Source organism: Pseudonocardia sp. T1-2H (assembly GCF_038039215.1).
Taxonomy (GTDB): domain Bacteria; phylum Actinomycetota; class Actinomycetes; order Mycobacteriales; family Pseudonocardiaceae; genus Pseudonocardia.
Genome location: NZ_JBBPCL010000001.1, coordinates 3,784,580 through 3,811,390 on the forward strand (window position 1 = coordinate 3,784,580; position 26,811 = coordinate 3,811,390).

A 26,811-nucleotide genomic window follows, 5' to 3' on the forward strand; every position below is an offset into this window, starting at 1 on the left:
CCGCCCGACACCGCCGGCCTGCCTGCCACCGGGCTGGTCCCGGACGTCCGCGTCCGTCCGCGACCGTGCCGGCCCGCGGCGTCAGCCGGCCGCCCCGATGAACTCGCCGACCGCGGAGCGCGGCGCCCCGGAGCGGACCAGCGCCTCGCCGACCAGCACCACGTCGGCCCCCCACCGGCGGTACTCCGCCACGTCGGCGGCCGCGGCGACACCCGACTCCGCAACCCGGACCCGCCCCTCGGGCACCTGCGGCGCCAGTCGCCGGAACACCGACCGGTCGACGTCGAGCGTCGTCAGGTCCCGCGCGTTGATCCCGACGACCTCCGCCCCCACGTCGACGGCCCGCCCGAGCTCCTCCTCGGTGTGCACCTCGACCAGGGCGGTCAGGCCGAGCTCGCGGGCCAGTCCGTACAGCTCCTCCAGCAGGCCGCCCGGCAACGACACCACCATCAGCAGCGCGAGGTCGGCGCCCCACGCCCGCGTCTCCCAGAGCTGGTAGGGCGTCACCACGAAGTCCTTGCGCAGCACCGGGACGTCCACGGCGTCCCGCACGTCGGCCAGGTCGGTGAGCGAGCCGCCGAACCGCCGCCGCTCGGTCAGCACGCTGATCGCCGACGCCCCGCCCGCCGCGTACTCCCGGGCCAGCGATGCGGGGTCCGGGATGTCGGCGAGCGCGCCCTTGCTCGGGCTCTTCCGCTTCACCTCCGCGATGATCGCCGCGCCCGGCGCGCGGAACGCGGGAACCGGATCCAGTGCCGGCGCCATGCCTGCGACCCGCGCCCTCAGGTCGGCCGCCGGCACCCGCCGTTCACGCTCCGCCAGGTCCTCCCGGACACCGTCCAGGATCCCGTCGAGGACGGACATGCACCTCACCTCTCCTTCGCTCCGCGGTTCTCCGCCACCAGGGGCGGCGACCTCGGCCGCTCGCCTCCCGGTGGCTCGGCGGCACCGCCTGTTCGCCGCAAGCGACCTCGTCGTCGGTCACCGACCGGGAACCGCCGACCGAGAGCGCAGCACCCCTCACGAACAGCGACCACGAGCTCCCGGCGGACGGCGCCTGCCTCGCCGTCACCGTCTCATGCGCTCCACGGCCGGCGGCCGGCCCCCCGGCTCCGCGCAGCCTCGACCTGCTCGGCCGCCCGACCGGCCTCCGCTGCCGGGTCAGGCGCCCGAGACGCGGTAGCGCAGGTGGGTCACCCCGCGCGAGCCGATGACCCGGGTCGTGTCGAACCGCCGGCCGCCCGCGGTGATGCGGTCGAAGAGGCGCACCCCGCTGCCGAGCAGCACGGGGGCGAGGTGGATCTGCAGCTCGTCGAGCACGCCCGCCTCCAGGCACTGCTGCACGGTGGTCGCACCCCCGACGACCTGCACGTCCTTCTCGCGGGCGGCGGCACGCGCCTGCTCCACCGCAGTCGTGACGCCGCCGGTGACGAACGTGAAGGGCGCCCCTCGGCGACGGGTCCACGGCTCCCGCGCGTGGTGGGTCAGGACGAAGGCCGGGGCGCGGAACGGGGGCGGGTCGGGGCGCCCGGCGCCACCCTCGTCGAACATCCACCGTCCCATCACGTAGGCCCCCGCACGCAGCCGGATCTCCCGGACCACGTGCTCGTCGGCGTCCTCGCGTCCCTGGTCCTCCTCCACCCCGTCGAGGTCGAGGGCCCACTGGTGGATGCGGTGCCCGCCGTCGCCCAGGGCGTTGCCGGGGCCCGCGTTCGGCCCCGCGATGTAGCCGTCGAGGGACATCCCGATGCTGGCGAACACGACGCTCATCCCACGGTCTCCTGTCGACGCCGCCGGGACGCCTCCAGCGCACGGACGACGAGCGGGACGGCGAGGACGACGACGAACAGGCGCAGGCTCTGCACCGTGGAGACGAGCGGGACGTTCGTGCCGGTCGACTCCGCCGTCGCCAGCACCGCGTTGATGCCCCCGGGGGTCGTCGCGAGGTAGGCCTCGGTGAACGGGATCCCCACCAGGGCGGCGAGGCCCCAGGCGAGCCCGGCACACGCAACGCAGACACCCACCGTGGCCGCGAGCAGGTGGGGGAAGACCCCGGCCGCGTGCCGGGCCGCCGAGCGGGTGAAGCGCAGACCGACCTCGAGCCCGACGACGATGAAGACGACGTCCTTGAGCGGTCCCGCCGGCGCGAACCCGGAGGACGCCCCGGTGAGGGTGAACACCGCGGCCACGAGCATCGGACCGAGCAGTACCGGGGCCGGCAGCCCGAGCCGGCGCCCCACGGCGAACCCGGTGAGACAGATGGCCGCGAGGACGACCAGCCGCCCCGGCTGATCGGCGGAGTCCACCAGGTGGCCCATGACCGGGAGCAGGGGCTGCAGCCGGTCGTCGGCGGGGTTCTGGTCCTGCGGCGCGAAGCCCAGCGCGATAGCGGGTGCAGTGAGCCCCACCAGCCCGACGCGGAGGTACTGGCTGAACGCGACGATCCGGCTGTCGGCACCGAGGTCGTCCGCGCAGCTGACGACCGCCGCGGAACCGCCCGGGACCATGCCGAGGGTCGCGTCGGTGAGGCCCAGCTTCCCGAAGCGGGCCAGGACGGCCGCGGCGCCCACGCAGAGGACGATCGTCGCCACCGTGACGGCGAGCATCGGGAGCGCGGCGCCGAGCACGCCCAGAACCTGGGAGTCGAGGTAGCTGCCCATGAGCACCCCCACGAGCGCCTGGGCGGCCCGGTTCGTGCCCCGCGGGAACGGACGGCCGACCAGGCCGGGCAGGGCGAGCGCGATCCCGGCGACGAGCCCGGTCAGCAGGCTCGGCGCGGGAACCCCGAGTACCTCCGCCCGTTCGGCGACGAAGTAGCAGGCGATGACGAGTGCGGTCCAGCCGGCGCCGCGGACGAGCCGGCCGCGGAGTTCTCCTTCGGCGGGGCCGCCGTCGTGCGGCGGGGAGGGGGCGGGGTCCGGAGGTGAGGTCGGGGGCGCGGTCACGGTCGTGGCAGACATTGTGGTCCTCGCTGTGGCGGACACGGACCCGGCGAACGTGTCCTCCGTGCGTGGCCGCGAGTCACCTCACGGGCGGCCTCCGGATGTCCTCAGTGGAAAGCCCCTGGCCACGGGGGTGGAGACAGTCGTCACCATGTGGCCCCCGTTACCGGTCCGGTCGGAGCCGGACCCCTCAGGCGTACTCCGGGATCAGCGCGTCGCGGTACTCGGCGGGCAGCTGGGCCACCGTGTCGGAGAACTCCTCGTCGCCGACCGCCTCGTGGAGCGCGGCGACCACGGCCTGCGCGTACCGGTGGGCGGGGCCGATGTCGGCTTCGGTCCGCTCGGCGATCTCGGCCAGGAAGTCCATCAGGGCCATCGGCACGCCGGCGCCCCGGCCGCGGTCGATGCCACGGCGGAGCGGGTGCCGCAGCTCGCGCGGGACGCGCGGCATCAGGGCCTCGGCCTGCGCACCGGTGATGCGCGCGGCGAGGGCCTCCGTCACGGCCTCCGCGACCGCCGGCGCCTGCTCCCGCTCGACGCCGCGTTCGCCGAGACGGTCGAGGAACTCCTCCGACGACAGCCTCGCCGGCGGGTCCTCGTCCTCCACCGGGGGCGCCGCCGCAACCGCCTCGTCCAGCCACCGCCGGAACTCCTTCGGCAGCTGCGACCGCATGTCGTGGAACTCCTCGCCGCCCACCGCCCGCCACAGCGTGGCGGGCGGTGGGCGGGCCACCTGCTCGGCGGTCGGCCGATCGAGGTCCGCCTGCCGGGCCCGCGGGCGACCCGTACCAGGCCGCGGTCACACCGCCCCGGCGGGGGCCGGCTCGCCCGCCCAGGCCCGCAGCCGGCGTGGGAGGACCACCGTCACCGTCGTGCCCGCGCCCGGCGCGCCCTTGAGCATCGTCCGGCCGCCGCCGTCGCCGACGACCTGCTCGACGAGCTGCAGGCCGATGTGCCCGGGCCGCCGGCGTCGGCCCGGGTCGAGGCCCACGCCGTCGTCGGTGACGGTCAGCTCCACCGTCTCCCCGGGCCCGCCGGCGACGCGCACCCGGACGTTCTCGGCCTCGGCGTGCCGGAAGGCGTTGCGCAGCAGCTCCCCGGCGACCCGGTGGACCAGGACGGCGGTGCCCTCGGGCAGCCCGTCCACCCCGCCGACCTCGATCGACACCCGCGGGCCCCGCTCCTCCGCCCCGGGGCCGCTCCGCAGCTGCGCGACCAGGTCCTGCAGCGCCCCGGCCAGGTCGTCCGCGATCGGGCCCGGTCGCACGAGCTCGGTGAGCAGCGCGCGCAGCCGGCGCACGTCGTCCGCGACCACCTCGTGGGCGTGGTCCAGGAGCTCCCACGGGATCTCGTCGCCGGACCGGTGGCCCTCCGCGCGGAACGCCTCCATCAGCAGGCTCGCGCCCGCGAGGTCCGGGATGACGCCGTCGTGCAGCCGTTGCGCGAGGTCCCGGCGGGCGAGCTCAGCGGCCGCGAGCCCGTAGTTCCGCACCGCCCGCTGCTCGGCGCGGTCGCGTTCCATCCGCCGGGCGAGCGAGATCGACAGCGGGACGGTGGCGAGGGCGAGCAGCAGCAGGCCTGCCAGGACCAGCGGCACCAGCACCGTGACGGCGTGCCCGGTGGTGGCGCCGACGTCGACGGGGACGTAGACCTCGAGCCTCGTGTCGTTGCCACCCGCGTCCCGGAACCCGAAGTAGACCTCGAACCGCTCTCCCGGCAGGCTCCGCTCGTAGGCGTGCTCGGGGTCGTCCGGCACCTGCTGCACCACCACCTCGCCGCGGTCCAGGCGTGCGGCGAGACCCGGGTCCAGCCGGCCGCTGCGCCCCTCGACGCGCTGCTCGTCGGAGAAGACGATCCGCGCCACGTCGCCGGAGACGCTGAAGACCTTGACCCGCTCGACCATGCCCGAGCCCAGGAACGGCGCCAGGTCGGCGACCAGCTCGTCCCGGGAGAAGCCGCCGGGCCGCTCGTAGTCCCGCTCCGACAGCGGGACCAGCACCGCGGACGCGAGCTGGCGCGCGACCTTCTCCGCCGTCCGGTGCGCGTCGTCCTCGGCGAACCGCCAGACGCCGACGCCCAGCAGCCCGGACACGACGACCGCGACGACGGCGGTGAGCAGCACGTGCCGGACCAGGGTCCGGCGCAGCAGCGGCCCGGCCACGTGGACGGACACCTAGTACCGGGACCCGAGCGAGATGAGGCCGAGGCGTTCGGCGGAGACGACGGCGCCGAGCTGGCTGTGCACGCCGAGCTTCGCCATCACGGACTTGATGTGGTCCCGGGTGGTGTGCAGCGAGATCCCCAGCGTCGTCGCGATCCGGCTGGCGTCCAGGCCCTGCCCGAGCTGGCGCAGCACGTCGTACTCGCGGTGGGTCAGGCCGATCCGCGGCGCGGGCCGGCACGCCTCCGCCTCGACGACGGGGCGCGCGGCGTCGGCGCTCCGCAGGGCGGCGAGGATCGTGGCCAGCGCCGCGTCCTTGCCCAGGAACGCGACCGCGCCCGCGGCCAGGGCGCGGTCGGCCAGGTCCGCGCGGGGGTGCGCGGTGAGCACCACGATCCGGGCGTGCGGGCGCAGCTCGCGCAACCGCGGGATCAGGTCCAGCCCGCCCGCGTCCGGGAGCTGCAGGTCGACGACGGCCACCGCGAAGTCCACCGCCGCGGCCTTGGCCAGACCCTCGCGCGCGGTGTGCGCGACCGCGACGCAGTGCAGGTCCGGCTGCAGGCCGAGGCTGAGCTCGAGCAGGTCCGTGAACACCCGGTGGTCGTCCAACAGGAGGACCGGGATCCGGCCCGGCGTCTCGGGTGGGGGCAGCACCCCCTAATACTAGGGAGCCGAACCTCACTTGTTGAAGCCTAACCTTCCTTTCGAGCCGGCGCGGGCTCGTCGACACCCGCGCCGGACGGCCCTGCCCCCCGTGAAGAAGGAGCCCTCGTGCGCCCCGCCAGACGTCACCTGATCGCCGCCGCGGCCGCCGTTGCGGCGCTGTCGCTCACCGCTGCCTGTGGTGGCGGCGGGTCCACGACCGCCGCGCCGTCGGCCGCCGCGCCCGCCTCCGACACCGCGCTGGTGCTCTACAACGCCCAGCACGAGGAGGTCGGGCAGGCCTGGGCCGACGCCTTCACGGCGAAGACCGGGGTGAAGGTCGAGGTCCGCAACGGCAGCGACTTCGAGCTGGCGAACCAGATCGTCGCCGAGGGTGCGGCCTCCCCGGCCGACGTGTTCATCACCGAGAACTCCCCCGCGATGTCGCTGGTGTCGAGCAAGGACCTGTTCGCGCCGGTCGACGCGGCGACGAAGGCCCAGGTCCCGGCGCAGTACTCGTCGAGCAAGGGCGACTGGGTCGGTGTCGCGGCGCGCTCCACCGTCTTCGTCTACAACTCGAACACCCTCACCGACGCCCAGCTGCCGGCGTCGATCATGGATCTGGCGAAGCCGGAGTGGAAGGACAAGTTCGGTATCTCGCCGAGCGGCGCGGACTTCCAGGCCATCGTGAGCGCCGTCTACCTCACCCAGGGCGACGCCGCCGGTGCGGCCTGGCTGCAGGGGATCAAGGACAACGCGAGGATCTACCGCGGCAACAGCACGATCATGAAGGCCGCCAACGCCGGAGAGGTCCCGGGCGGCGTGATCTACCACTACTACTGGTACGGCGACCAGGCCGACGGCGGCGCCAACAGCGCCGCGACCCAGCTCCGGTACTTCGGCAACCAGGACCCGGGCGCGTTCCTGAGCGTCTCCGGGGGCGGCGTCCTGAAGGCGAGCAAGCACGCGGCCGAGGCCCAGCAGTTCCTCGCCTTCATGAGCGGTCCGGAGGGCCAGAAGATCCTCTCGGACAGCACCGCGCTGGAGTACAGCGTCGGCGGCGGGGTCGCCCCGAACCCGAAGCTGAAGCCGCTCGCCGAGCTGGACACCCCGGCCGTCGACCTGAACGCCCTCAACGGCCCGAAGGTCGTCGCGGAGATGCAGCGGGTCGGCCTGCTGTGATCCGGCCTTGATCACCAGCCCTGCACGGGGTGGCCCCGCGGCGGGTACCGGTCTCCGGTACCCGCCGCTCCGCCTCGCCGCGGCCGTCGCGGTCGCGCTGCTGACCCTGCTCCCGCTCGGCTACGTCGTGGCCGGAGTGGTCGGCACCGGCCCGGCCGGGGTCGTCGCGCTCGTGTGGCGACCGCGGGTCGGCGAGCTGCTGACGAACACCGTCGAGCTGGTGCTGCTCGGGACGACGGCCTGCGTGGTCGTCGGCACCGCCGCGGCCTGGCTCGTCGAGCGCACGGACCTTCCGGGCCGGCCGCTGTGGACCGGGCTGATGGCCGCGCCGCTCGCCGTCCCCGCGTTCGTGAACAGCTTCGGCTGGTACTCCCTCTCGCCGGGGTTCGCGGGTCTCGACGCCGCCGTCCTGGTCACGACGCTGTCCTACTACCCGCTGGTCTACCTGCCGGTCGCGGCCGTGCTGCGCGGCACCGACCCGGCGTTCGAGGACATGTCCCGGGCGCTGGGCAACGGGCCCTGGCACACCTTCGCCCGGGTCGTGCTCCCCCAGCTCCGGCCCGCGCTGCTCGGCGGCGCGCTCCTGGTCGGCCTGCACCTGCTCGCGGAGTTCGGCGCGCTGCAGTCCCTGCGCTTCGACACCTTCACCACCGCGATCTACGACCAGTTCCAGTCGACGTTCGACGGGGCCGGGGCCACGATGCTCGCCGGCGTCCTGGTGCTGCTGTGCCTGCTGCTGCTGGGCGGCGAGCAGCGGCTCGCCGGCCGGGCCCGGGTCGCCCGCGTCGGTTCCGGGGCGATGCGGCGCGCCGTCCCGCACCGGCTCGGCCCGACGATCCTCCCGGCGATCGCCGCGCTGGCGCTGCTCGCGGTGCTCGCCCTCGGCGTCCCGCTCGGCTGCATCGCCTTCTGGTTGGTCACCAGCACGTCGACGGCCTTCCCGCTCGACGACCTGCTGCGCACGACCGCGACCTCGCTCGGTCTGGGGCTGCTCGGCGCGCTCGTGACGTCCGCGCTCGCGCTGCCCGTCGCCTGGCTGGTCGTCCGCCGCCGCGGCCGGGTCAGCCGGCTCGTCGAGCGCTGCACCTACATCGGCAACTCGCTGCCGGGGATGGTCGTCGCGCTGGCGCTGATCACGGTCGCGATCCGGTTCCTGCCCGCGCTCTACCAGAGCACCGTGATGCTGCTGGCCGCCTACGCGGTGCTGTTCATGCCCCGGGCGATGGTGAGCCTGCGCACCGCGCTCGGCCAGATCCCCCCGGAGCTCGACGACGTCGGGCGCTCGCTCGGCGTCGGCTCCGCCGCGGTGCTCGCGCGCGTCACCCTCCCCCTGATCGCACGCGGGCTCGGGGCGGGGTCGGCACTGGTGTTCCTCGCGGTCGTCACCGAGCTCACGTCCACCCTGCTGCTGGCCCCCATCGGCACGCAGACCCTGGCCACCCAGTTCTGGAGCGAGTCGTCATCCATCCACTACGGCGCCGCGGCGCCCTACGCCCTGCTGATGATCCTGATCTCCGCGCCGGCCGCGTACCTGCTGACCCGCCGGAGCCGGGGAGGACACATGACGTCCGGCCTCCAGGTGACCGGCCTGCGCCGGTCCTACGGTCCGGTACCGGTGCTGCACGGCGTCGACCTCGAGGTCCCGCCCGGCACCCTGACCGCGGTCGTCGGGCCGTCCGGCTGCGGCAAGACGACGCTGCTGCGCCTCGTCGCGGGCTTCGACCGGCCGGACGCGGGCACCGTCGCGATCGGCGCGCAGGTCGTGGCGGGGCCGGGCGTCGCGGTGCCGCCGGAGCGGCGCCGCATCGGCTACGTGACGCAGGAGGGCAACCTCTTCCCCCACCTCACCGTGGCCGCGAACATCACCTTCGGGCTCCCGCGGCGCGAGCGCCGGGCCCGGCACCGGGTCGCCGAGCTGCTGGAGCTCACCGGCCTCGACGAGTCCTACGCCGGACGGCATCCGCACGAGCTCTCCGGCGGGCAGCAGCAGCGGGTCGCACTCGCCCGGGCCCTGGCCCCGGCGCCGGAGCTCATGCTGCTCGACGAGCCGTTCTCCGCACTGGACGCCGAGCTGCGCGCCGACACGCGGCGCGCCGTCGCGGAGGCGCTGGCCGCCGCGGGGACGACGACGGTGCTCGTCACCCACGACCAGGCCGAGGCGATGTCCCTGGCCGCGCGGGCGGCGGTGATGCGGGACGGGGTGATCGTGCAGGAGGGCGCCCCCGCCGAGCTGTACCGCAGGCCCGCGGACCGGGGGGTCGCCGCGTTCCTGGGCGACGTCGTCGAGCTGCCGGCGATCTACGGGGACGACGGCGCGGACACCCTGCTGGGCCGGGTCGCGGCCGGGCACCGCAACGGCGCGGCGACGGTGTTCGTCCGCCCCGAGCAGATCGCGCTCACCGCCGGGGGCGAAGGCGCCCCGGCCGACGTCCTGGACGTCGAGTTCTTCGGGCCGTTCGCGCTGGTCCGGGTGCTCGTCGGGAAGGACCTGCGGGTGACCGTGCGCTGCCCGGGACACCTCGTGCCCGCGGTCGGGGAACGGGTGCGGGTGAAGGTGGCGGGCGGGGCGCTCTGAGCGGGGCGAACCGTGGGGTGCCGCGCGTGGGCCGGCCGCGAGCAGCTCGACACCCGGCTCGATGCCGACCACCCTCGTCGTCGAGTCGCCAGGGGTCGTCGTGCTCGGAGCCCTGAACCTTCTCGCCCTCCGGGCGCGCTCGCTCGATCCTCCTCGCCGGCCCGCACGCTGACGGACCCGCCGCCGGGCGCGAGCACGGCGGTGCGGAGCAGACTGGCGGAGTGGAGGACATCCAGGCCGAGTCGCCGACGCCGGAGCAGCACGCGCCCGGCACGGCCTCGACGACGTCGGCGCCGCGCACGCCGAGCCATCCCGCCGCGCACAGCGGCGGTCTGTTCGGGCTCGCGCTGGGCGCGTTGGGCGTCGTCTACGGCGACATCGGCACCAGCCCGCTGTACGCGATGCAGACCGTCTTCTCGATCGACCACAACACGGTCAGGCCCACCCCGGAGGACGTCTACGGCGTCGTCTCGCTGATCTTCTGGTCGGTGACCCTCGTCGTCACGATCAAGTACGTGGTGTTCGTGCTGCGGGCCGACAACGACGGCGAGGGCGGCATCATGGCCCTCGCCGCCCTGGTCTGCGGGGTGTCCGCCTCGAACGCCCGACGCGCCGCGATCGCCCTGTCCCTCGGTGTGGTGGGCGCGGCCCTGTTCTACGGCGACTCGCTCATCACCCCGGCCATCTCGGTGCTCTCCGCCGTCGAGGGCCTCGAGGTCGTCCGGCCCGATCTCGGCGGGGCCGTCCTCCCCCTCGGCATCGCCATCCTCACGGTGTTGTTCACCGCGCAACGCTGGGGCACCCATCGGGTCGGGCGGCTCTTCGGGCCCGTCATGGTCCTGTGGTTCCTCACCCTCGTCGCGACGGGCCTGCCGCACGTCATCGCCCGGCCGGGGGTGCTGCTCGGGCTCTCTCCGACCTACATCGTGTCGTTCGTCGTCGACCACCCCTACACGGCGTTCGTCGCCATGGGCGCCGTGGTCCTGGTCATCACCGGCGCCGAGGCCCTCTACGCGGACATGGGGCACTTCGGCCCCCGGCCGATCCGCGTCTCGTGGTTCGCGCTGGTCTTCCCGGCCCTGATCGTCAACTACCTCGGCCAGGCGTCGCTGATCCTCGATGACCCGACCGCCGTCGCCAGTCCCTTCTACCTGCTCGCGCCGAGCTGGGCGCGTCTGCCGCTGGTCGTGCTGGCCACCGTGGCCACGGTGATCGCCTCACAGGCGGTGATCTCCGGTGCGTTCTCCGTCTCCCGGCAGGCCGTACGGCTGGGGTTGCTCCCGCACCTGACGGTGCGGCACACCTCGACCCGCGAGAGCGGCCAGATCTACGTCCCGGCCGTGAACTGGCTGCTCTTCGCCGGTGTGGTCGTCCTCGTCGTGACCTTCCGGTCCTCCGAGCGTCTCGCCACCGCCTACGGCCTCGCCGTCACCGGCACCCTGCTGCTCACCACGACGCTGTTCCTCACCTACGCCGCCACCGCCTGGCGCTGGGCACGCTGGAAGCTCGTGCTCGCCGCCGTGGTCGTCGGTGGCGTCGAACTCGTCTACCTCGCCGCCAACCTGACCAAGATCACCCACGGCGGCTGGCTGCCCCTGATGATCGCGGCGGTGATCGTCACGATCATGACCACCTGGCAGCACGGACGGCGCATCGTCACCGACCGCCGGATCGCCCTCGAGGGGCCGCTCACCGAGTTCGTCGACCGCCTGCACGCCGAGCGCGTCTCCCGGGTCCCGGGGACGGCCGTCTTCCCGCACCCGACCAAGCAGACCGCGCCACTGGCGTTGCGCGCCAACGTCGACTTCAACCACATCGTGCACGAGCGCGTGGTCATCATCTCCGTGGTCTCGGAGAACGTGCCCTACGTCCCGCTCGGCGAACGGCTGGCCATCGACCAGCTCGGGCACACCGACGACGGGATCATCCACCTCTCCGCCCGGTTCGGGTTCCAGGACGACCAGGACGTCCCCGCACTCCTCGCCGAGGCCCGGGGCCTGTCCGACGAGCTCGACATCGACCCCGCCGAGGCCTTCTACTTCCTCTCCCACATCACCATCGAACGCAGCGACCGGCCCGGCATGCGGACGTGGCGCAAACGGCTGTTCATCGGGCTCGCCCACAACGCCGCCACCCCGGCGGCCTACTTCAGGCTCCCGGTCGACCGCACCGTCGTCATGGGTTCGCGCATCGAGATCTGATTCTGCGAACGGGGGTGGTGCAGCCCTGCCATCAGCGCTTTCATTGAACGGTGGCCGACGGGTGCGGCCGGATTTCCCTCCGACGGGCGGACTCAGGGAGAGGGTCACGGACCATGGCGACTGTTCCACGGCATCCGACGGTGCGCGACCGTCTGATCGCGGCGATCGTCGGAGTCGAGTTCCCCGCCGAGAGATGGCAGGTGGTCGCCTGCGCCGCGGCGGAGCGTGCGGACGTCATCACGTGCTCGCGCCTGGCCCGGATCCCCTGCCGCACCTACGCCGACATCACCGAGGTCCTCGAGGCAGCCCTGCCACCCGCCCGGTCGCCGACAGCGGGCGGCCGGGGGACGGGCGCTCCCGCGCCCTCGTCCCGCGTGATCCTGGGGCGTGGCCAGTCGTCGATCGCCTGAGCGCGAGGACGTCCTCGGCGCCGGGCCCGGTCAGCCGATGCCGAAGAACCGGAGCATCGCTGAGGACGCGTCCGGCCCCGACGGGTCGGTGTAGGACCCGGCGGGGCTCCCCCCGAACCACGCGTGGCCGCCGCCGTGCACCGTCCAGGACTCCACGAGCACCACGCCGTCGGCGTCGCGGTGGACCGTCCGGGTGGCCGAACGGCCGCCGCCGCTCACCGTCGTGGTGTCGCACACCGAGACCGCCACCGGTTCCAGCCGCGCCGCGACGATCTTCTCGGCGCTGACCGGCGCGACGATCCGGTCCCCGTCCCCGTGGAACACGATCAGCGGCACCGTTCCGCCGGGTGCCGGCGAGCCGCCCGTCCGCATCGCCGTGAACGCCGATCCGACGTCCCGGGCAGCCCGGTAGCCGAGGCCGGAGTGGATGCCGGCGGCGGCGTAGAGCTCGGGGTGGGTAGCGCCCATCACCGCCGCCATCGCCCCGCCCGCGGACAGCCCGGCCACGAACACACGGCCCGGGTCCACCGCGAGATCGGCCATGACCGCGCGGGTGATGCCTGCGAGGATCGACGGCTCCCCGCTCCCGGCCTGCTGGTCCGCCGGGGAGAACCAGTTCCAGTACCGGCCGCTGTTGGCCCGGCCGGACTGCTCCGGATACGCCACCAGGAACGTGTGCGCCTCGGCCAGCTCGGTCATCCGGGTGCCCGCCGCGCAGTCCGCGGCGTCCTGCCTGCCCCCGTGGAGCATCACCACCAGCGGGAGGGGCTCGCCGGTGTAGCCGGTGGGGACGTAGAGCTCGTAGCTGCGGGTCCCCGCCGGTTCGGTGTGGGCCAGCCGGCGGAGCTCGCCCGCCGGCGCCGCGGCCTGCAAGGGCCCGGGACGCCCGGCGGTGTGTGGGCGCCAGGAGCGGGCGGCCCCCGGGAGCCCCGTGGAGGGGACGCCCAGCGCGCGGTGCAGGGCGGCGAGCGCGGCGGTCAGCTGCCCGCGGCGGGTCAGCCGCAGTGCTTCGGACATGCCGGTGGAACGGTCGTCGACCATCGAGAACCCCTTCGAAGGGCGTGCGCGATCGGCACCCGTACTGCGGGTGGGTGCCGCGGATGGGACCGCCGGTTCTGGGCGGTGGTGGAGGGTGCGGACGGGCTAGACGGTCCTGGCGGCCAGGGCCGCCTTGACCGCCCGTGGCGCCCGGAAGGCGCCGAGGACCTCCACGGTGGAGATCGTCGCCAGCGCGAGCTCCGGGGAGACGTCGTCGGCGACGGTGGCGAGGCCGAGGACCCTGACCTCGACGGTCTCCCCCGCGTTCCGGAGCCGCTCCAGCTCGGGGCGTCCGAGGTGCAGAGTGCCGAGGGTGAGGGTCCGCCGGGACACCGAGTCGTCCACGGCGCCCGCCCGGCTCTCCAGCTGGCGCCGGATGGCCGTGCGGATGAAATCCGTCCGGTTGGCGTAGAACCCCTCGTCGACCAGGAGGTCGATCTGGCCCAGGTCCACCAGCCCGACGTTGATCGTGATCTTCTCGCTCTTGTCGACCTCGGCCATCGCTCACCTCCGTGGGGCTCGGCCAGCCTAGCACCATCCCGTGGGATGGCCAGAGGAATCCGCCGGTGCGCCGCGGCGCCAACCGCCGCTAGGTTGTGGGGCGTGAACCGCGTCGCCCTGCACCAGTCCACGGTCCACCCGATGAGCCCGGTGGACCTGGTCGAGATCGCGAGGAGGGCCGGGCTCGACGCCATCGGGCTCCGGGTCGCGGCCACCGCCGAGGCGCACGAGTGGTGGAGCCACGGGATCGGCTCGCCGATGCTCCCCGCACTGGTCGACGCCCTGCTGGAGTCGCGGGTGACCGTGCTCGACATCGGGCGGGTCGAGCTCGGGCCGGAGCTGCGGTCCGTCGACTTCGCCCACCCGTACGTGCGGGTGCTCGAGCTCGGCACCCGGCTCGGCGCGCAGTTCGTCACCGCGCGGGCCGGCACCGGGGACCCCGCCGAGCTGTTCCCGCTGCTCGCCGAGCTGGCCGGCCGCTACCGGCTCCGGCCGCTCCTGACCGTCGTCTCCGGTACGCCCATCGACTCGGTGGGGCGGGCGCTCGAGCTGGTCGGCGGGACGAGCGGCGGGATCGTGCTCGACGTCGACCCGCGCCGGGATCCCGCGGAGCTGGAGGAGTCCGTGGTCGAGCTCGGGGACCGCCTCGGCTACGTGCGGATCCTCGCCTCGGCCCTGGAGGACCTGCCCGAGGCCACCCCGGGCCTGCTCGCGACGCTGCCGCCGCACATCCCGATCGCCATCGGGGCGGACGAGCCCGGCCACCTCGACTCGGACCAGGTCGCCAGGGCCACCGCGCTGCGCAGGACCGTCGACGCGATGCTCCGCCACCCGCGGGCGGGCGCGACCGTCTGAGAGCGTGTTTGAGACGGTGTGGCGTGCCTACGCGGGCTCTGCGTCGGTGTGATCAACTGTGACCCGGTGGCGCATCGACCGCGCACCGTGGCCGTAGGTCGCGGCGTCTCGCTGTTCACGACGGTTCGGAGTCCGGCCGCGTCGTTTGCAGTCCGCGGCCGATCTCGACGGCGCTGAGGAATACCTTGACCACGAGGCCGAGGACGAGCAGGTCGAGGATCATCTGCGCGATGACGACCACGCGGGCCGCCTGGCTGGTTGCCGTGATGTCGCCGAAGCCGACCGTGGCGAAGACGGTGACCGTGAAGTACAGCGAGTCGGTCCGGGTGAGCGAGTCGACGTTGAAGTTGTCGGGGTTGGCCTGCTCCATCATGAAGTACGTGGCGGCGAAGAGAAGGAGGAACACCGGCACGGTGACGGCGAGTGCCTCGATCGCGCGTACGGCTGAGTGCCGATGCCTGATGATCGCTCGTACCTGGTAGGCCACGAGGGCGGTCAGCGCGAGCAGTCCGACCGCCAGGGCGACAGCTAGCGAAATGCCGGCCAGGTTGTTCAGTGGCAGGAGGTAGTAGGCCGCGATCACTAGAACTGTGGTTGCCGTGGCTCGGAGCAGTCCGATGGTGACGAGCCGTCGGCGCTCTGCTGCGGAGATGCTCTCGATGGGTGCGGTGCTCATGTCGTGGCTCCTCGATGGACTGGGCCTCTCGCTAGTCGGGGATGCCCGGGTCGGTGGCCCTGTGCCGCTCTTGCTGAACCCGTGGCGAGCGGCGTTCGGCTGCCGCCTCGGGTGCGGTCACCCACAGCATCCACACCCCGTGGATCAGGAATCCCAGCAGCGGGAAGGCTGGGGTGATTCCCTTCGGGAGGGAGAGCCCGGCCAGCACCCACTGGCCGAACTCGTATGCGGCAGCTCCGACGAGATAGGTCGTCACGTTGGCGGCGAACCACCACATCCAGCGCGTCGTGTCCTCGCGCAGTGCCGCGGCCTGGGACAACCCGATCAGCGGTCCGAGAACGATCGCCTGGATGAACCCGTTCTTGAACGCGGCGAGGGTGTCACCACCCTGGGCCAGAATGTCGACCGCCCCGGGTGCGACCGCGAGCAACCACACCGCCAAGGCGGGCACGAACGTGGCCATCACCCACCGGCGACGGTTCAGCCCGGGCAGCCGGGTGACAAGGATCCGCCACTGCCAGCGACCCAGCACAAACCCGTGGAACGCCGCCCCGATGAGGGCGACGAGCAGGACCGCAACAACCCGATGCTCACCCGCGAGTGCTCTGGTCGTGTCGGACGCGAGCAGCTCGAGCGCCACCCCGCCGACCACGATCACCACATAGGCCGCGGCGCTGACGAGGATCCACACGGCGAGCAGCCGCCAGTCCCACCACGGGCCCGGGCCATCCTCCGAGTCCTTCCCGACTCCGATGCTCATGATCGCTCCCAGGCCCATCGATGAGGCTCGCTACGCAACGAAGCGTGATGTTCCGCCAAGTGCCGGAGATGCGCCGTCTCGCGATCGATGATGCGCAGCGCACGCACCGGCTGTGTCAGGCGATCACGAAGAACTTCAAGAACGGCGAGCGGGTCCGCCACGTGGCGGTGGACCCGTCCGGGAACGAGTAGATACCCCCAGCGGTGAGCTCGATCTTCTCGCCGTCAGGGGTTTCCAGTTCCGCCTCACCCTCGATGACGTGGAAGCTGTCGGAGCCGGTGACGCGGTAGGGCAGCTCGGCGCCCTCCTCGGTGCCGACCCTCCACAGTCCCGCAACCGGGCCGTTCTCCGACTGGAGAAGCCAATGGACCTGTCCCATCTCCCGGCCGTCCTCGACCAGCGGCTCCCAAGATTCGGCCGACACCGACGAACTCACCACACTGTTGGCTTTCGTCATTTGTCCCTCCAGATGAAGATGGCTGACTCTTGCGGCCCTCCCGACTGACGACCCGGCGCCCGGCGCGCCGGTGGTGCGGCCCCGCACGCCCTGAACATCGGGGTCAATCGCCGACCGCTTGCGCGAGGCCGGCGGTGGATCGAGCCTGCTGTCCGCCGGCGGACAGATAGTCGTCGATGTCGCGGGCGCCGCGGTAGCCGCTCTCGATCGCCCCGTCGATGAAGGAGCGCCAGGCGGTCGCGGAGTCGGCGCCGGCGAAGAACAGCCGGCCTTCGGTGCTGCGCAGGTCGGGCAACACCTGTGCCAACTGCCCCGGCCGGTAGATGCACCAGGTGCCGAGCGCGAGCGGATCATTGCTCCAGTCCCACCCGATGATGCTGTCCACCTCGACGCCGGGCAGCAACGGCTGCAGCGCGGCCTGCATGCCATCCACATCGTCGAAGCTGCTCATCGGCAGCTGCTTCGGGTTGGCGGCGAACGCGATCAGCCACGAGCCGTTCGCGTCGTGGTCGTAGGTCACCGCCCAGTTGACCGCCTGAGCCTCCGGGGCCAGCACGCTCACGTTGCCGATGTCGCCTTTCACGCGCACGTAGCACTTCATTCCGGCACCGGCGTGCCGTTCGGTCGAGGCGGCCCGCTTGGTTTCGGACAAGGGCGGCTCGAACTCCACGCTGTTCAGCACGTTCATCGGTAGCGTGATCAAGGCGGTCCGCGCGTCGACGGTGTCGCCATTGGTGAGCTCGACGCGCACCTGATGGCCGTTCTGGACGACACGCCGCACGGGTGAGTTGAGGCGGATGTCGGTGAGCGTGGCCTGCGCCGCGATGGAGTCGACCAGCTCGCGCGTGCCTTTCACCAGCTTCGTGGCCGACAACGCGGCCAGCGCCTGGGCTGCGCTCCACCCGGATAAGGCGTAGGTCCGGAACCACTCGGTCGCGGCGGACTGATCGAGCGGGCCGAACGCGAGCAAGGAGCACATCCCCTCCACCCAGTCGCGCAGCTCCGGCGCGACCTGCAGGGTCTCCAGGTGCTCGCGCAGCGATCGATCGCCGAGGCCCTGCGGGTCCGGACCCCATTCGCCCGAATACGGCTCGGCGAACAGGCTCGTGCCGGGCGCACAGAACTGGTCGAGCGCGTCGAGTGCCCGGGCGACGTCGTCGTCGGACAGGTCCACCACGTGGCCGTCGGACACGACCGCTTGCCGGAGCCCTTCCAGCACCGGAAAGGTTTCGGTCTCGACCCCGTAGCGGTTGATCTCGGCCCACACGTTCGGCTGCAAGGGGTGCACCCAGGTGCCGCCGAGTTCCATTGCATGCCCGTCGTGGTCCGCCGTGTAGGTCCGCCCGCCCAGCCGATCCCGCGCTTCGAGCAGCACCGAACTCCGCCCGCGCATCGTCAACTCGCGCGCCGCCGTCACCCCAGCGAAACCACCGCCGACGATCACGATCTCCGGACCAGATCCAGTCGTGGCCACTGTGGTCTCCCTCCGGTCGTCCTGCCTGAACGCGACGCGTCCACGCGGTGCACCGCCGGCTATACGTCGTCCGGGTGCTCGGGTAGGAGCGGGGCTCCCGCCCGCGCGGACACCCGGCGGCGTGCCCATCCTTGGCGGACACCGGGACCAGCGTCCTCACCCGCTAGGCATGATTGGCGGACGCTCTAGCCCGCGCCGGCGGCGCTGCTGCCGAGCGTTGCCCACCCCGCGCCGATCCCGTCGCCGGGTTCACGGACGGCCTGGTCCTGAGCGCGCCAACCTCCGACTGGAATGCGTCAAGAGACAGGAACCTCGCCACCGAGAGCGCACCTGAGCAGAGCAACTTGCGGCGAGTGTCCGCCGTTGCTGGCGGGTGGCAGGACCCCCGCGGGCGATCCGGCGGGTGATGGTGTTGATCGCGGCCCAGCGGATCATGGCCTCGGAGATGGCGGGATCGCGTTCGTAGTCACGGACCAGGCGGCGGTGCGCGGTGAGCCAGGCCAGCGTGCGCTCGACCGCCCACCGGCGCGGGATCACGGCAAACCCGCGCTGGTCGGCGGGCTTACGCACGATGTACAGCGTGGTGCGCAACAGGGTCTGGACCCAGTCGAGGAGTCGGCCGGCGAACCCGCGAACACGAACCGCACTGGCGTGAGCAGGTAGGCCTGCAGCAGGGCGGGCTTGGCGCCGTCGCGGTCCTGCACCGAAGCGCTGAGGACGACGACAGTGAGCAGCAGCCCGAGGGTATCGGTGACGATGAACCGCTTGCGGCCGTTGATCTTCTTGCCGGCGTCGTATCCGCGGGACTCGCGCCCGATGGTGTCGACGCCCTTCACCGTCTGGGAGTCGATCAACCCGGCGCTGGGCTGCGGGTTACGACCTTCCTGGATCCGCAACTGTTCACGCACCACCGGCAGGATCTGCTCGGTGACCTTGTCCTGTTCCCAGCGATTGAAGTACCAGTACACGGTCTGCCAGGGCGGGAAGTCCGCCGGCAGCTGCCGCCACGCGCACCCGGTGCGCACCACGTAGAGGATCGCGTCCACCAGCGCGCGGCGGGGATGCTTCTCCGGCCGGCCTCCGGTCTTCGCCTCCGGCAGCAGCGGCTCGATCAGCGCCCACTGCTCATCGCTGGCGTCTGAGGGGTACCGCGTGCGTCGTTCCACCCACCCAGAGTTGATCAGACTGCGGACGAGGTCACGCGGACACGCTGATCCTTCTCAAACACGCTCTGAGGACCCTCGGTCAGGTCGACGCCTGCAGGGCCGCTTCCACGTGGTCGCGGGCCCGCGCGGCGCGGGCCTCGGCAGGCGCGTGCCCGCGCAGGTCGACGGTGACGGTCACCGTCGCGCCGTCGCTCGTCGTCCTCGCCGGCAGCCCGGTGGCGCGCAGCAGCCGCAGCATCGGCGAGTTGCCGCTCAGCACGTCCGCGACCAGGTACTCCAGGCCGCGTTCCCGGGCGACGTCGACGATCCGCTCGACGAGCAGCCGCCCGATCCCGCAGTGCTGCAGGGCGTCGTCGACGACGACCGCGAGCTCGGCGGACGACGAGCCGCGCTCCCCCTCGTAGCGCACCACCGCCACCAGGTCACCGCCGTCCCGCAGGGCGACGAGGGCGAAGCGCCACTCCTCGTCGACGTTCGTGAACCGGTGCACCACGGCCGGCGCCAGGTGGGGGCGGGCACCGAAGTAGCGCCGGTAGATCGTGTCCGCGGAGAGCCGGGAGTGCAGGGCGACCAGGCCCGGCGCGTCGACGGGGCGGATCGGGCGCACCACCAGCCGGGACCCGTCGCGCAGCTCCACCTCGTCGCGCATCAGCTGCTCCGTGCCTTCCGGACGATCTCCGCGGACGTCGTGAACGCCCGCTCGGCCGCCTCCTCGAGCGGCAGCGCCCGGAACTCCGGGGTGTTCACCTCGACGCAGTAGGGGCCCGTGAACCCCGTCCGTTCCACCGCCTGGACCAGCCCGACGACGTCGAGCTCGCCCTCCCCCGGCAGCCGCCGGGTGGTGCGGGCGTTGACCAGGAGGTCGTCGTGGACCCGCGGGCCGTCGTTGAGCTGGACCGCCGCCACGCCCGCTCCGGGCAGGTCCTGGAGCAGGTCGGGGAGGCGCCCCCGTTGAAGAAGTGCCAGACGTCCACGAGCAGCCCGGCATTGGGTGCACCGGACCGGCGGACCAGGTCGACGGCCGTGCCGTAGTCCCGGATCGCCGACCACGGGAAGGCCTCCACGGCCACCAGCAGGTCCCGCTCGGCGGCCCGGCCCGCGGCCTCGGCCAGGCGCTTCGCCGCCGCGACCGGGTCCAGCTCGCCACCGCGGAACTCCCCCGCGCTGACGTGCCGCCCGCCGAACGCCTCCGCGACGGCGGCGACCCCCTCCCCTCCGGGCCCCTCGTCGTCGAGGGCCCAGCCGGCGAGGAACTCGATCTCCACGACCCGCAGTCCCGCGGCCGCGAGCACGTCGCGCATGTCGTCGACGTCGAGCCCGCCGGCCACGGTCCGGGCGAGGTCGTCGACGTGCAGCCCGATCCCGGTGAACCCGGCCGCGGCGGCCGCCTCACAGCGCGCGGCGAAGCCGTGCCGCGGCGGCTCACCGAAGCCCGCCCCCGTGAGGGTGAAGAAGCTCGCGACGAACTCGGGGTCCGGAGCCCGTTCAGCCACGGTGGGCCGTCGCCTCGATCATGAAGCGGGCCTTCTCCCCCGGCCGCCCGAACGCCGGCGACTCGATCGCGGACCGGGCCGGGCGGTGGTCGCCGAAGCGCTCCGCCCACACCTGGTTGAACACCGGCCGGTCCGCCTGCAGGTCCCGCATGACGATGCCGACCCGCACCACGTCGGTGAGCTCCGCGCCACCGGCCCGCAGGATGGCCTCGAGGTTCCGGAACACCTGCTCGGCCTCGGCCCGCGCGTCCCCGGGGATCGCGTGGCCGGCCCCGGGATCGGCGCCGAACAGGGCCGACACGTAGATCCAGCCGCCGGCCTCGACGGCCTGGGGCACCGGTCCCGTGTGCGACGGCGCGTCGTCGGTGTGGATGACCTGCACTGCCGCTCCTACTCGCCGGAGTCGGGGTGACCGGTCGGCCGCTGCCATCTCACGACGAGCTCGCGCCGCGCGCCGAAACGTTCGAGGTGGCGGGCGAGCACGTCCTCGACGTGGGCCAGCCCCTCGGCGTCGTCCGCCGCCGCGTCGAGCACGAGGCCGTCGGCGGTGGGCCGGACCGTCCCGGTGCCGTAGGCGAACACCAGGCGCCCGCCGTCGGGCTCGCCCTCCACCGGCTCGACGGTGTTCTTCCGGCCGAGGTGGGCGAGGAGCTGCTTGGCGTAGCGCGCCGCCGCGTCGGTGGGGACGACCGCCGTCGAGGTGGGCACGTCAGGCGCCGTGGATCTCGATCGCGCCCAGCTGGTCGAACTCGAAGGTGACGCTGCGGTCCACGACGACGGGGACTGGCGCGGTCACGCCGCCCGAGAAGACGATCTGCCCGGCCCGCAGCTTCTCCCCCTCCGCCCGGAGCTGGTTGGCCAGCCAGGCGACCGACGCCGCCGGGTGCCCCATCACGGCCGCACCCGCCGCAGTCATCGCCACGTCGCCGTCGACCCGCACGACCGCGCCGAGCAGCCGGAGGTCCTCGAGCTCGTCGGGCCGCCGCGCGATCGGCCCGAGGTAGAACGCGCCGGCGCTGGCGTTGTCCGCGACGACGTCGGAGAGCGTGAACTTGAAGCTCTCGTACCGGGAGTCCAGCACGTCGACGGCGGCGAAGACCACCTCGGTGGCGGCGAGGACGGACGTGATGGTCGCGGGCGCCTCGACGTCGCGGGCCAGCAGGAACGCGATCTCGCACTCGACGCGCGGGTGGATGAACCGGTCGAGCCGGACCGGCTCGCCGTAGCTGGAGAGCATGCCGCTCGTGACGCGCCCGTAGAGCGGGGCGTCGAGGCCCATGGCCTGCTGCTTGTTGCGGCTGGTGAGCCCGAGTTTCCAGCCGACGAAGGTCTCCCCGGCGTCGAGCTTGGACTGCACGAACGCCTTCTGCGCGGCGTAGGCCGTCTCCACCGGGATGTCCGGGTGGTCCTCGCTGAACTGCGCGATCCCCTTGCGTTCCCGCTCGGAGGTGATCAGGACGTCCGCGATCTCCTGGGCGGTGATGCTCATGCCGTGCCTCCGGGCTGGGCGGATCCGGTCGAGAAACGGACGGTGACCGCCCCGAGGTGCGCGAACTCCGCACGGAAGACGTCGCCCGGCTGCACCGGCACCATCTTGTGCACCGCCCCGGGCAGGACGACGTCGCCCGCCTTCAGCCCGGATCCGAGGCTGCCGAGCTTGTTGGCCAACCAGGCGACGCAGCGGGCGGGGTTGCCGAGCGCGGCGGCGCCGGCTCCGGTGTCCAGCAGCTGACCGTGCCGGGAGACGACCACGCCGAGCAGCCGCAGGTCCAGCTCCGCGACCGGACGCATCCGGCCGCCGAGCACCAGCAGCCCGGACGACGCGTTGTCCGCCACCGTGTCCACCAGCTTGATCTTCCAGTCCGCCACCCGGCTGTCGACGATCTCGACGGACGGCAGGGCGCCCTCGATCGCGGCGAGCGCCCGGGCGCTGGTGACGCCGGGGCCGACGAGGTCCTCGGCCATGACGAACGCGAGCTCCGCCTCGACCCGGGGCTGCACGAGCCGCCCGAGATCGATCAGGTCCCCGTCCTCGACGATCATCTCGTCGGTCAGCACGCCGAAGTCCGGCTCGTCGACGCCGAGCATCTCCTGCATCGGCCTCGAGGTCAGGCCCACCTTGCGGCCGATGATCCGCTGGCCCTCCTTGACCCGGCGGTCGATGTTGAGCGTCTGGATCGCGTACGCGTCGGTGATGTCGAGGTCGGGATGCCGGTCGGTCAGCGGCGCCACGGGCACGGCGGTCCGGTCGGCGGTCCAGAGCTCGTCGGCGAGGTCCTGCTGTACGAGGGCGGGTTGCACCTCCGCAGCGTCGCCGGGACGGCGGGGCCGGGCAACGGGACGTCCGGCTGCTTCCGTGCAGTGGGAACGCCCGGTCCCGTCGCTCAGCCGTCGCCGAGCTCGTCGAGGCGTCCCGCGAGCTGGCGTCGCGACGTGACGCCCAGCTTCTGGAAGGCGTTGCGGAGGTGGTACTCGACCGTCTTGACGCTCACCACCAGCTCGGCCGCGAGGTCCCGGTTGCTGCGGCCCGCCGCGGCCAGCCGGGCGACCACCAGCTCCTGGGAGGTCAGCCCGGCCCGGTCCCGGTTGCGGCGGGCCGCCGGGTCCAGCCCGGATGCGGCGAGCTCCTTGTCGCAGCGCTCGACGTAGGGCTCGGCACCGAGGGCGGCGAACCCCTCCTGCGCCTCGACGAGCAGGTCCACGGCCCTGCGCCGGCGCCCGGCCCGCCGGTGGAAGGCGCCCGCGGCGAGCCGGGTGCGGGCCCGGTCGAACGGGAACGGCACCCGGTCCACGGCGTCGAGGGCCTGCGCGAACGCCGCGGCGGCCCGGTCCGGGCGGCCGGCCGCGGCCTCGACCCGGCCCCGGGCCCGGGCCAGCCGGGCGATCGACGACAGCCGCCCGCGCTCCGCCGCGCGCGTCTCGTGCGGGCGCAGCATCTCGTCGGCCTCGTCGTGCCGGCCGACCCCGGCCAGCGCCTCCGCGTAGAGGTCCACCCAGGCCCAGAAGCCGGGCTCGTTCGCGCCGGCCCGGTCCGGGAACCGGCGGACCGGGTCGAGCGCGGCCAGCACCGCGGCCCGGTCCCCGCGGGCCTCGGCCAGCCGGGCCCGGGACATCGCGATCGCGACGACGGACCGCTCGTAGTCCCCCACGTCCGCGGCGTCGATCGCCGCCTGGGCGGCAGCCCACTCGCCGCGTCCCGCCGGGACGAGCGCGGCGACCCCGAGCACCATCGAGCGGGTGAACGCCAGGTCGGACTCCTCGTTGATCGCGACGGCGCGTTCGGCGTGCAGGACCGCGTCGTCCCAGGCCCCGGCGAGGTACTCGGCCCGGGCGAGGAAGGCGAACGCGTACGCCGCCGTGTTCAGCACGCCCAGCCGCGACGCCGTCGCCGCGGCCGACGCGAGGTCCTCGCGGGCGCCGTCCAGGTCGTCGTCGACCAGCCGGAGCAGCCCGCGGGCGGAGCGCGGCTCCAGCCAGGCGAACGGCGGATCACCCGGGCGCTCCTCGGCCCCCGCCACCGCGGCGAAGGACTCGGCGGCCCGCCCGCTGTAGCCGAGCCCGTGGGCGAGATAGGTCTGGGCCGCCCAGCGCGTCGTCGTGTCCGGGCCGGTCAGCGCGAGCGCCCGCTCGCACCAGAGGGCCGAGCCGGGCCCGTCGAGCCGCCCGTAGCGGTGCACGGCGTTCTGGAAGGCGATCGTCGCCGCCGTCTCCGGGTCCGTGTCCTCCGAACACGCCTTCCAGGCGCTCGCGAGCAGCGACTCCGCGGTCGCCGGGTCCCCGGTGGCCATGGCCAGCGAGCCGAGCACGCTGTCCCGCAACGGGCCCGGCTCGAACCCGGCCACCTCGTCCGCGAACGCCGCGGCCCCTGCCGCGTCCCCGTTCTGCAGCAACCAGTTCACCGCCCGCAGCAACCGGGTCTGCCCGTCCCCCCGCCGGTCCGGGCTGAGCCGGGACGCCTCGACGAGGTGGGCCACGGCGCTCGGCCACGACTGCCGCCTGGCCTCCCGGTCCGCGAACCTCTCCAGGTCCGCGGCGAGCCTCGCGTCCGGCTCGACGGCGGCGCTCACCCGGTGCCGCAGGACCACGGACGCCGGATCGATCTGCTCGCCCTCGGCCCCGGCCCCCCCGCCGTCCGACGGGCCGGCCGCGGCGACGAGCTCGGCCGCCCGCAGGTGCAGCGCGCTGCGCGGGGCCGCCCCGAGCGCGTCGTAGATCGCCGAGCGCACGAGGGGATGGGGAAACGCCAGCATCCACGGCTGTCGGGCCCCGGAGGCGGACAGCAGTCCGTGCACGCCGGCGTCGTCGACCGCGACGAGCGGCTCCGGGACCTCGGCGAGCGCCGCGGCCAGCGGGAGCGGGCAGTGCAGGCCGAGGACCGCAGCGGCGTCCAGCAGCCGCCGCGTCGCGGGCGCGCAGGCGGCGTACCGGTCCCGCACGAGCAGCCGGAACGAGCGCGGGGACGGCAGCGGCTGCTGCCCGGCGCCCCACTCCCCCGGCGGGAACTCCTCCAGCACCGCCGTCGCGTGCAGCGGGTTGCCCTGCGTGCCGTGCCGCAGCCGGCGGACCGCGCTGACCGGGAAGCGGTCGATCCCGAGCCCGGCGGCGAGGCTGCGCAGGTCGTCCTCGCCGAGGCCGCGCAGGCGGAGCTCGCTGCCGCGGTGGCCGGTGACGAGGCGGCGCAGGCTCGCCGGGAGCAGGTCGGCCCCGTCGTCCCGGACCGCGACGACGGCGAGCACGGGGTCCGCGACGAGCCTGCGGAGGGCGAAGATGAGGGCCTGCAGCGACGGCGCGTCGGCCCACTGCGCGTCGTCGACGACCAGGACGACCGGGCGCCCGGGCTCGAGCCGGTCCAGCAGCGCGAGCAGCCGGGTGCCCACCGAGATCGCGTCCTCCAGCGGCCCCGGCTCGCCGTCGCCGAGGGTGGGCCTGACCGCGTCCCGCAGGTCCCTGCCGGCGCGCCCCGCGGAGCGCGCGAGCTGCTCGATCACGCCGTAGGGCAGCAGCGTCTCGGTCTCCTCGCCGCTGGACCGGAGCACGACCGGGTGCGGGCCCGTACCCGGATCGGCGAGGAAGGTCTCGATCAGGGCCGTCTTGCCGATCCCGGCGGGTCCCTCGATCTGTACGACGTGCGGGATGCGGTTCCCGACCTCGGCGAGCCGCGCGCACAGCGCGGCGAGCTCGGCGCGACGCCCGACGAAGGGGACCACCGGCACCTCCCCGACCGCTGCGGGGCCGCGGCGCCCCGGGAAGGGGAACCCTACCGCCGTGGGGGCGCGATCCGTCCGTTGTGAGCGCCGTCGGCCCTGGGATCCGGCGCCTCCGGCGCAGACAGCGGTTCGGACCCGGGCGGGGCCTCGGCGTCGAGGACGATGCGGTGCAGCTCCATGGCCGCGCCGCCGGTGACCACGCCGTCGTGCCAGTACGCGGCGACCTCCCGGGCCATCCCGGGGTCGTCGGTGTCCAGTACGACGAGGCCGTCGGTGTCGGCGGTCTCCAGCGCGACGCCGTTCAGCATCCCGACCCCGGCCCCGGCGCGGACCAGCGCGAGCACGGTGAGCGGGGTGTCGACGGCCGCGCGCGGCTGGGCGGCGAGGCCCCGCTCCGCCAGCATCGCGACCGCCTCCGGGACCGCCTCGGACGCCGCGCCGCACACGACCAGCGGATACCGGACGAGCTCCTCGGCACGGACCCCACCGTCGTGCCGAGCCAGCTCGTGGTCGGGGCGGACGACGATCCGCATGCGCTCCCGCCAGAGCATCCGTTCGTGCACCCCGGGGGGCAGCGGACCGTCCACCTTGGGGAGCACCGCGAGCACGTACCCGTCGGGCAGCGGCACGTTCTCGTCGGGCGGCCCCGAGCGCTGGGTCAGCGCGAGCCGCACCCCCGGGAAGCGCTGGACCAGCTCGCCCAGCACCGCCGGGAAGACCGCCGACCCGATGCACGGCGTCGTGAGGACGCGGAGCGCCTCGGCGTCCATCCAGCGCAGCGCACCGACTGCCGTCCGCGCGGACCCCACCCGGGCGACCAGGTCCCGGGCGTACCGCACGAAGACCTCGCCGGCGGCGGTCAGCGTCGCCGGTCGCCGGGTACGGTCGATGAGCTGCACGCCCAGGTCCCGTTCCAGCGCAGCGATGTGCGCGCTGACCCGCGACTGCGACCGGTGGACCTGCTCCGACGCAGCCGTGAACCCCCCACGGTCCACGACCGCCAGGAACGTCTCCAACCAGTCGAGCTCCACGCACCCGAGCCTCCACCGCCCGGGTCGGGCTGCGCCCCGG

The 26,811-nt window shown here is 73.7% G+C and carries 25 protein-coding genes and 1 pseudogene; 5 read left to right on the plus strand and 21 right to left on the minus strand.

Annotation, left to right across the window (positions count from 1 at the left end; all coding sequences use genetic code 11):
* Positions 1-81: 81 nt before the first annotated feature.
* The 6 genes and pseudogenes from trpC to WBK50_RS18700 all read right to left on the minus strand — a co-directional run bounded on the left by trpC (position 82) and on the right by WBK50_RS18700 (position 5,757).
* Positions 82-864 (minus strand): indole-3-glycerol phosphate synthase TrpC, encoded by a 783-nt coding sequence (gene trpC / locus WBK50_RS18675; protein ID WP_341336839.1) that lies wholly within the window; start codon positions 862-864, stop codon positions 82-84.
* Between the two features lie 297 nt (positions 865-1,161).
* Positions 1,162-1,770: a dihydrofolate reductase family protein gene (locus tag WBK50_RS18680; protein WP_341336840.1), complete on the minus strand. Its 609-nt coding sequence runs from the start codon at positions 1,768-1,770 to the stop codon at positions 1,162-1,164.
* On the minus strand, positions 1,767-2,960 hold the full coding sequence (locus WBK50_RS18685) for an AbrB family transcriptional regulator (protein ID WP_341336841.1): 1,194 nt from the start codon (positions 2,958-2,960) through the stop codon (positions 1,767-1,769). Before WBK50_RS18685 ends, WBK50_RS18680 begins: the two co-directional genes overlap by 4 nt.
* A 172-nt stretch (positions 2,961-3,132) precedes the next feature.
* Positions 3,133-3,696: pseudogene (locus WBK50_RS18690) on the minus strand (DUF2267 domain-containing protein); the annotation flags it as partial.
* Positions 3,697-3,741: 45 nt separating this feature from the next.
* Positions 3,742-5,115 carry a sensor histidine kinase gene (locus WBK50_RS18695; protein WP_341336842.1) on the minus strand — a complete coding sequence of 458 codons (1,374 nt, stop codon included), beginning with the start codon at positions 5,113-5,115 and terminating at the stop codon, positions 3,742-3,744.
* Positions 5,116-5,757 carry a response regulator transcription factor gene (locus tag WBK50_RS18700; protein ID WP_341336843.1) on the minus strand — a complete coding sequence of 214 codons (642 nt, stop codon included), beginning with the start codon at positions 5,755-5,757 and terminating at the stop codon, positions 5,116-5,118.
* Between the two features lie 117 nt (positions 5,758-5,874).
* Between WBK50_RS18700 and WBK50_RS18705 the strand changes: the two genes are divergently transcribed.
* The 4 genes from WBK50_RS18705 (at position 5,875) to WBK50_RS18720 (ending at position 12,113) form a co-directional block, all read left to right on the plus strand.
* Complete coding sequence (locus WBK50_RS18705) at positions 5,875-6,927, plus strand: iron ABC transporter substrate-binding protein (RefSeq protein ID WP_341336844.1); 1,053 nt, start codon at positions 5,875-5,877, stop codon at positions 6,925-6,927.
* Between the two features lie 7 nt (positions 6,928-6,934).
* The gene (locus WBK50_RS18710) at positions 6,935-9,502 is read left to right on the plus strand and encodes an ATP-binding cassette domain-containing protein (RefSeq protein ID WP_341336845.1); all 2,568 of its coding nucleotides are present in this window, start codon (positions 6,935-6,937) and stop codon (positions 9,500-9,502) included.
* 221 nt (positions 9,503-9,723) lie between these two features.
* Positions 9,724-11,703, plus strand: coding sequence for a potassium transporter Kup (locus WBK50_RS18715; protein WP_341336846.1), 1,980 nt, complete (start codon positions 9,724-9,726; stop codon positions 11,701-11,703).
* 140 nt (positions 11,704-11,843) lie between these two features.
* Positions 11,844-12,113, plus strand: a complete 270-nt coding sequence (locus WBK50_RS18720; protein ID WP_341336847.1) for a DUF2795 domain-containing protein — start codon at positions 11,844-11,846, stop codon at positions 12,111-12,113.
* 30 nt (positions 12,114-12,143) lie between these two features.
* Here the strand turns inward: WBK50_RS18720 and WBK50_RS18725 are convergent, their stop codons facing one another.
* Both WBK50_RS18725 and WBK50_RS18730 read right to left on the minus strand, forming a co-directional pair.
* A complete protein-coding gene (locus WBK50_RS18725; RefSeq protein WP_341336848.1) occupies positions 12,144-13,154 on the minus strand; it encodes an extracellular catalytic domain type 1 short-chain-length polyhydroxyalkanoate depolymerase in 1,011 nt (336 codons plus the stop codon).
* Between the two features lie 102 nt (positions 13,155-13,256).
* Positions 13,257-13,652: a CopG family transcriptional regulator gene (locus WBK50_RS18730; protein ID WP_341336849.1), complete on the minus strand. Its 396-nt coding sequence runs from the start codon at positions 13,650-13,652 to the stop codon at positions 13,257-13,259.
* A 102-nt stretch (positions 13,653-13,754) separates the two neighbouring features.
* On the opposite strand from WBK50_RS18730, the gene WBK50_RS18735 reads away from it, so the two are divergent.
* Entirely contained in the window at positions 13,755-14,507 is a 753-nt protein-coding gene (locus tag WBK50_RS18735; RefSeq protein WP_341336850.1) for a hypothetical protein, read from the plus strand.
* A 115-nt stretch (positions 14,508-14,622) separates the two neighbouring features.
* Here the strand turns inward: WBK50_RS18735 and WBK50_RS18740 are convergent, their stop codons facing one another.
* From WBK50_RS18740 to WBK50_RS18800, 13 genes are all read right to left on the minus strand, one after another.
* Positions 14,623-15,183, minus strand: coding sequence for a potassium channel family protein (locus WBK50_RS18740; RefSeq protein ID WP_341336851.1), 561 nt, complete (start codon positions 15,181-15,183; stop codon positions 14,623-14,625).
* Between the two features lie 31 nt (positions 15,184-15,214).
* Positions 15,215-15,943 carry a hypothetical protein gene (locus WBK50_RS18745; protein WP_341336852.1) on the minus strand — a complete coding sequence of 243 codons (729 nt, stop codon included), beginning with the start codon at positions 15,941-15,943 and terminating at the stop codon, positions 15,215-15,217.
* A gap of 115 nt (positions 15,944-16,058) precedes the next feature.
* The gene (locus WBK50_RS18750; RefSeq protein ID WP_341336853.1) at positions 16,059-16,487 is read right to left on the minus strand and encodes a cupin domain-containing protein; all 429 of its coding nucleotides are present in this window, start codon (positions 16,485-16,487) and stop codon (positions 16,059-16,061) included.
* Positions 16,488-16,503: 16 nt separating this feature from the next.
* Positions 16,504-17,874, minus strand: a complete 1,371-nt coding sequence (locus WBK50_RS18755) for a flavin monoamine oxidase family protein (RefSeq protein WP_341336854.1) — start codon at positions 17,872-17,874, stop codon at positions 16,504-16,506.
* 533 nt (positions 17,875-18,407) lie between these two features.
* Positions 18,408-19,040: an IS5 family transposase gene (locus WBK50_RS18760; RefSeq protein WP_445942280.1), complete on the minus strand. Its 633-nt coding sequence runs from the start codon at positions 19,038-19,040 to the stop codon at positions 18,408-18,410.
* A 79-nt stretch (positions 19,041-19,119) separates the two neighbouring features.
* Positions 19,120-19,689: a GNAT family N-acetyltransferase gene (locus WBK50_RS18765; protein ID WP_341336855.1), complete on the minus strand. Its 570-nt coding sequence runs from the start codon at positions 19,687-19,689 to the stop codon at positions 19,120-19,122.
* Positions 19,690-19,783: 94 nt separating this feature from the next.
* Positions 19,784-20,533 carry a sugar phosphate isomerase/epimerase family protein gene (locus WBK50_RS18770; RefSeq protein ID WP_341336856.1) on the minus strand — a complete coding sequence of 250 codons (750 nt, stop codon included), beginning with the start codon at positions 20,531-20,533 and terminating at the stop codon, positions 19,784-19,786.
* The gene (locus WBK50_RS18775; protein ID WP_341336857.1) at positions 20,526-20,915 is read right to left on the minus strand and encodes a RidA family protein; all 390 of its coding nucleotides are present in this window, start codon (positions 20,913-20,915) and stop codon (positions 20,526-20,528) included. Before WBK50_RS18775 ends, WBK50_RS18770 begins: the two co-directional genes overlap by 8 nt.
* Before the next feature lie 8 nt (positions 20,916-20,923).
* Entirely contained in the window at positions 20,924-21,241 is a 318-nt protein-coding gene (locus WBK50_RS18780; protein WP_341336858.1) for a DUF2218 domain-containing protein, read from the minus strand.
* A gap of 1 nt (position 21,242) precedes the next feature.
* Entirely contained in the window at positions 21,243-22,022 is a 780-nt protein-coding gene (locus WBK50_RS18785; protein WP_341336859.1) for a 2-keto-4-pentenoate hydratase, read from the minus strand.
* Positions 22,019-22,834: a 2-keto-4-pentenoate hydratase gene (locus WBK50_RS18790; protein ID WP_341336860.1), complete on the minus strand. Its 816-nt coding sequence runs from the start codon at positions 22,832-22,834 to the stop codon at positions 22,019-22,021. Before WBK50_RS18790 ends, WBK50_RS18785 begins: the two co-directional genes overlap by 4 nt.
* A gap of 83 nt (positions 22,835-22,917) precedes the next feature.
* Positions 22,918-25,740, minus strand: coding sequence for an ATP-binding protein (locus WBK50_RS18795; RefSeq protein ID WP_341336861.1), 2,823 nt, complete (start codon positions 25,738-25,740; stop codon positions 22,918-22,920).
* Positions 25,741-25,790: 50 nt separating this feature from the next.
* On the minus strand, positions 25,791-26,771 hold the full coding sequence (locus WBK50_RS18800) for a LysR family transcriptional regulator (protein ID WP_341336862.1): 981 nt from the start codon (positions 26,769-26,771) through the stop codon (positions 25,791-25,793).
* Between the last annotated feature and the right edge of the window lie 40 nt (positions 26,772-26,811).

Bases quoted from the DNA above. Each gene is read 5' to 3' on its own strand.
- trpC (WP_341336839.1), bottom strand. From the start codon at position 864: ATGTCCGTCCTCGACGGGATCCTGGACGGTGTCCGGGAGGACCTGGCG.
- WBK50_RS18680 (WP_341336840.1), bottom strand. From the start codon at position 1,770: ATGAGCGTCGTGTTCGCCAGCATCGGGATGTCCCTCGACGGCTACATC.
- WBK50_RS18685 (WP_341336841.1), bottom strand. From the start codon at position 2,960: ATGTCTGCCACGACCGTGACCGCGCCCCCGACCTCACCTCCGGACCCC.
- WBK50_RS18725 (WP_341336848.1), bottom strand. From the start codon at position 13,154: ATGGTCGACGACCGTTCCACCGGCATGTCCGAAGCACTGCGGCTGACC.
- WBK50_RS18730 (WP_341336849.1), bottom strand. From the start codon at position 13,652: ATGGCCGAGGTCGACAAGAGCGAGAAGATCACGATCAACGTCGGGCTG.
- WBK50_RS18740 (WP_341336851.1), bottom strand. From the start codon at position 15,183: ATGAGCACCGCACCCATCGAGAGCATCTCCGCAGCAGAGCGCCGACGG.
- WBK50_RS18745 (WP_341336852.1), bottom strand. From the start codon at position 15,943: ATGAGCATCGGAGTCGGGAAGGACTCGGAGGATGGCCCGGGCCCGTGG.
- WBK50_RS18765 (WP_341336855.1), bottom strand. From the start codon at position 19,689: ATGCGCGACGAGGTGGAGCTGCGCGACGGGTCCCGGCTGGTGGTGCGC.
- WBK50_RS18785 (WP_341336859.1), bottom strand. From the start codon at position 22,022: ATGAGCATCACCGCCCAGGAGATCGCGGACGTCCTGATCACCTCCGAG.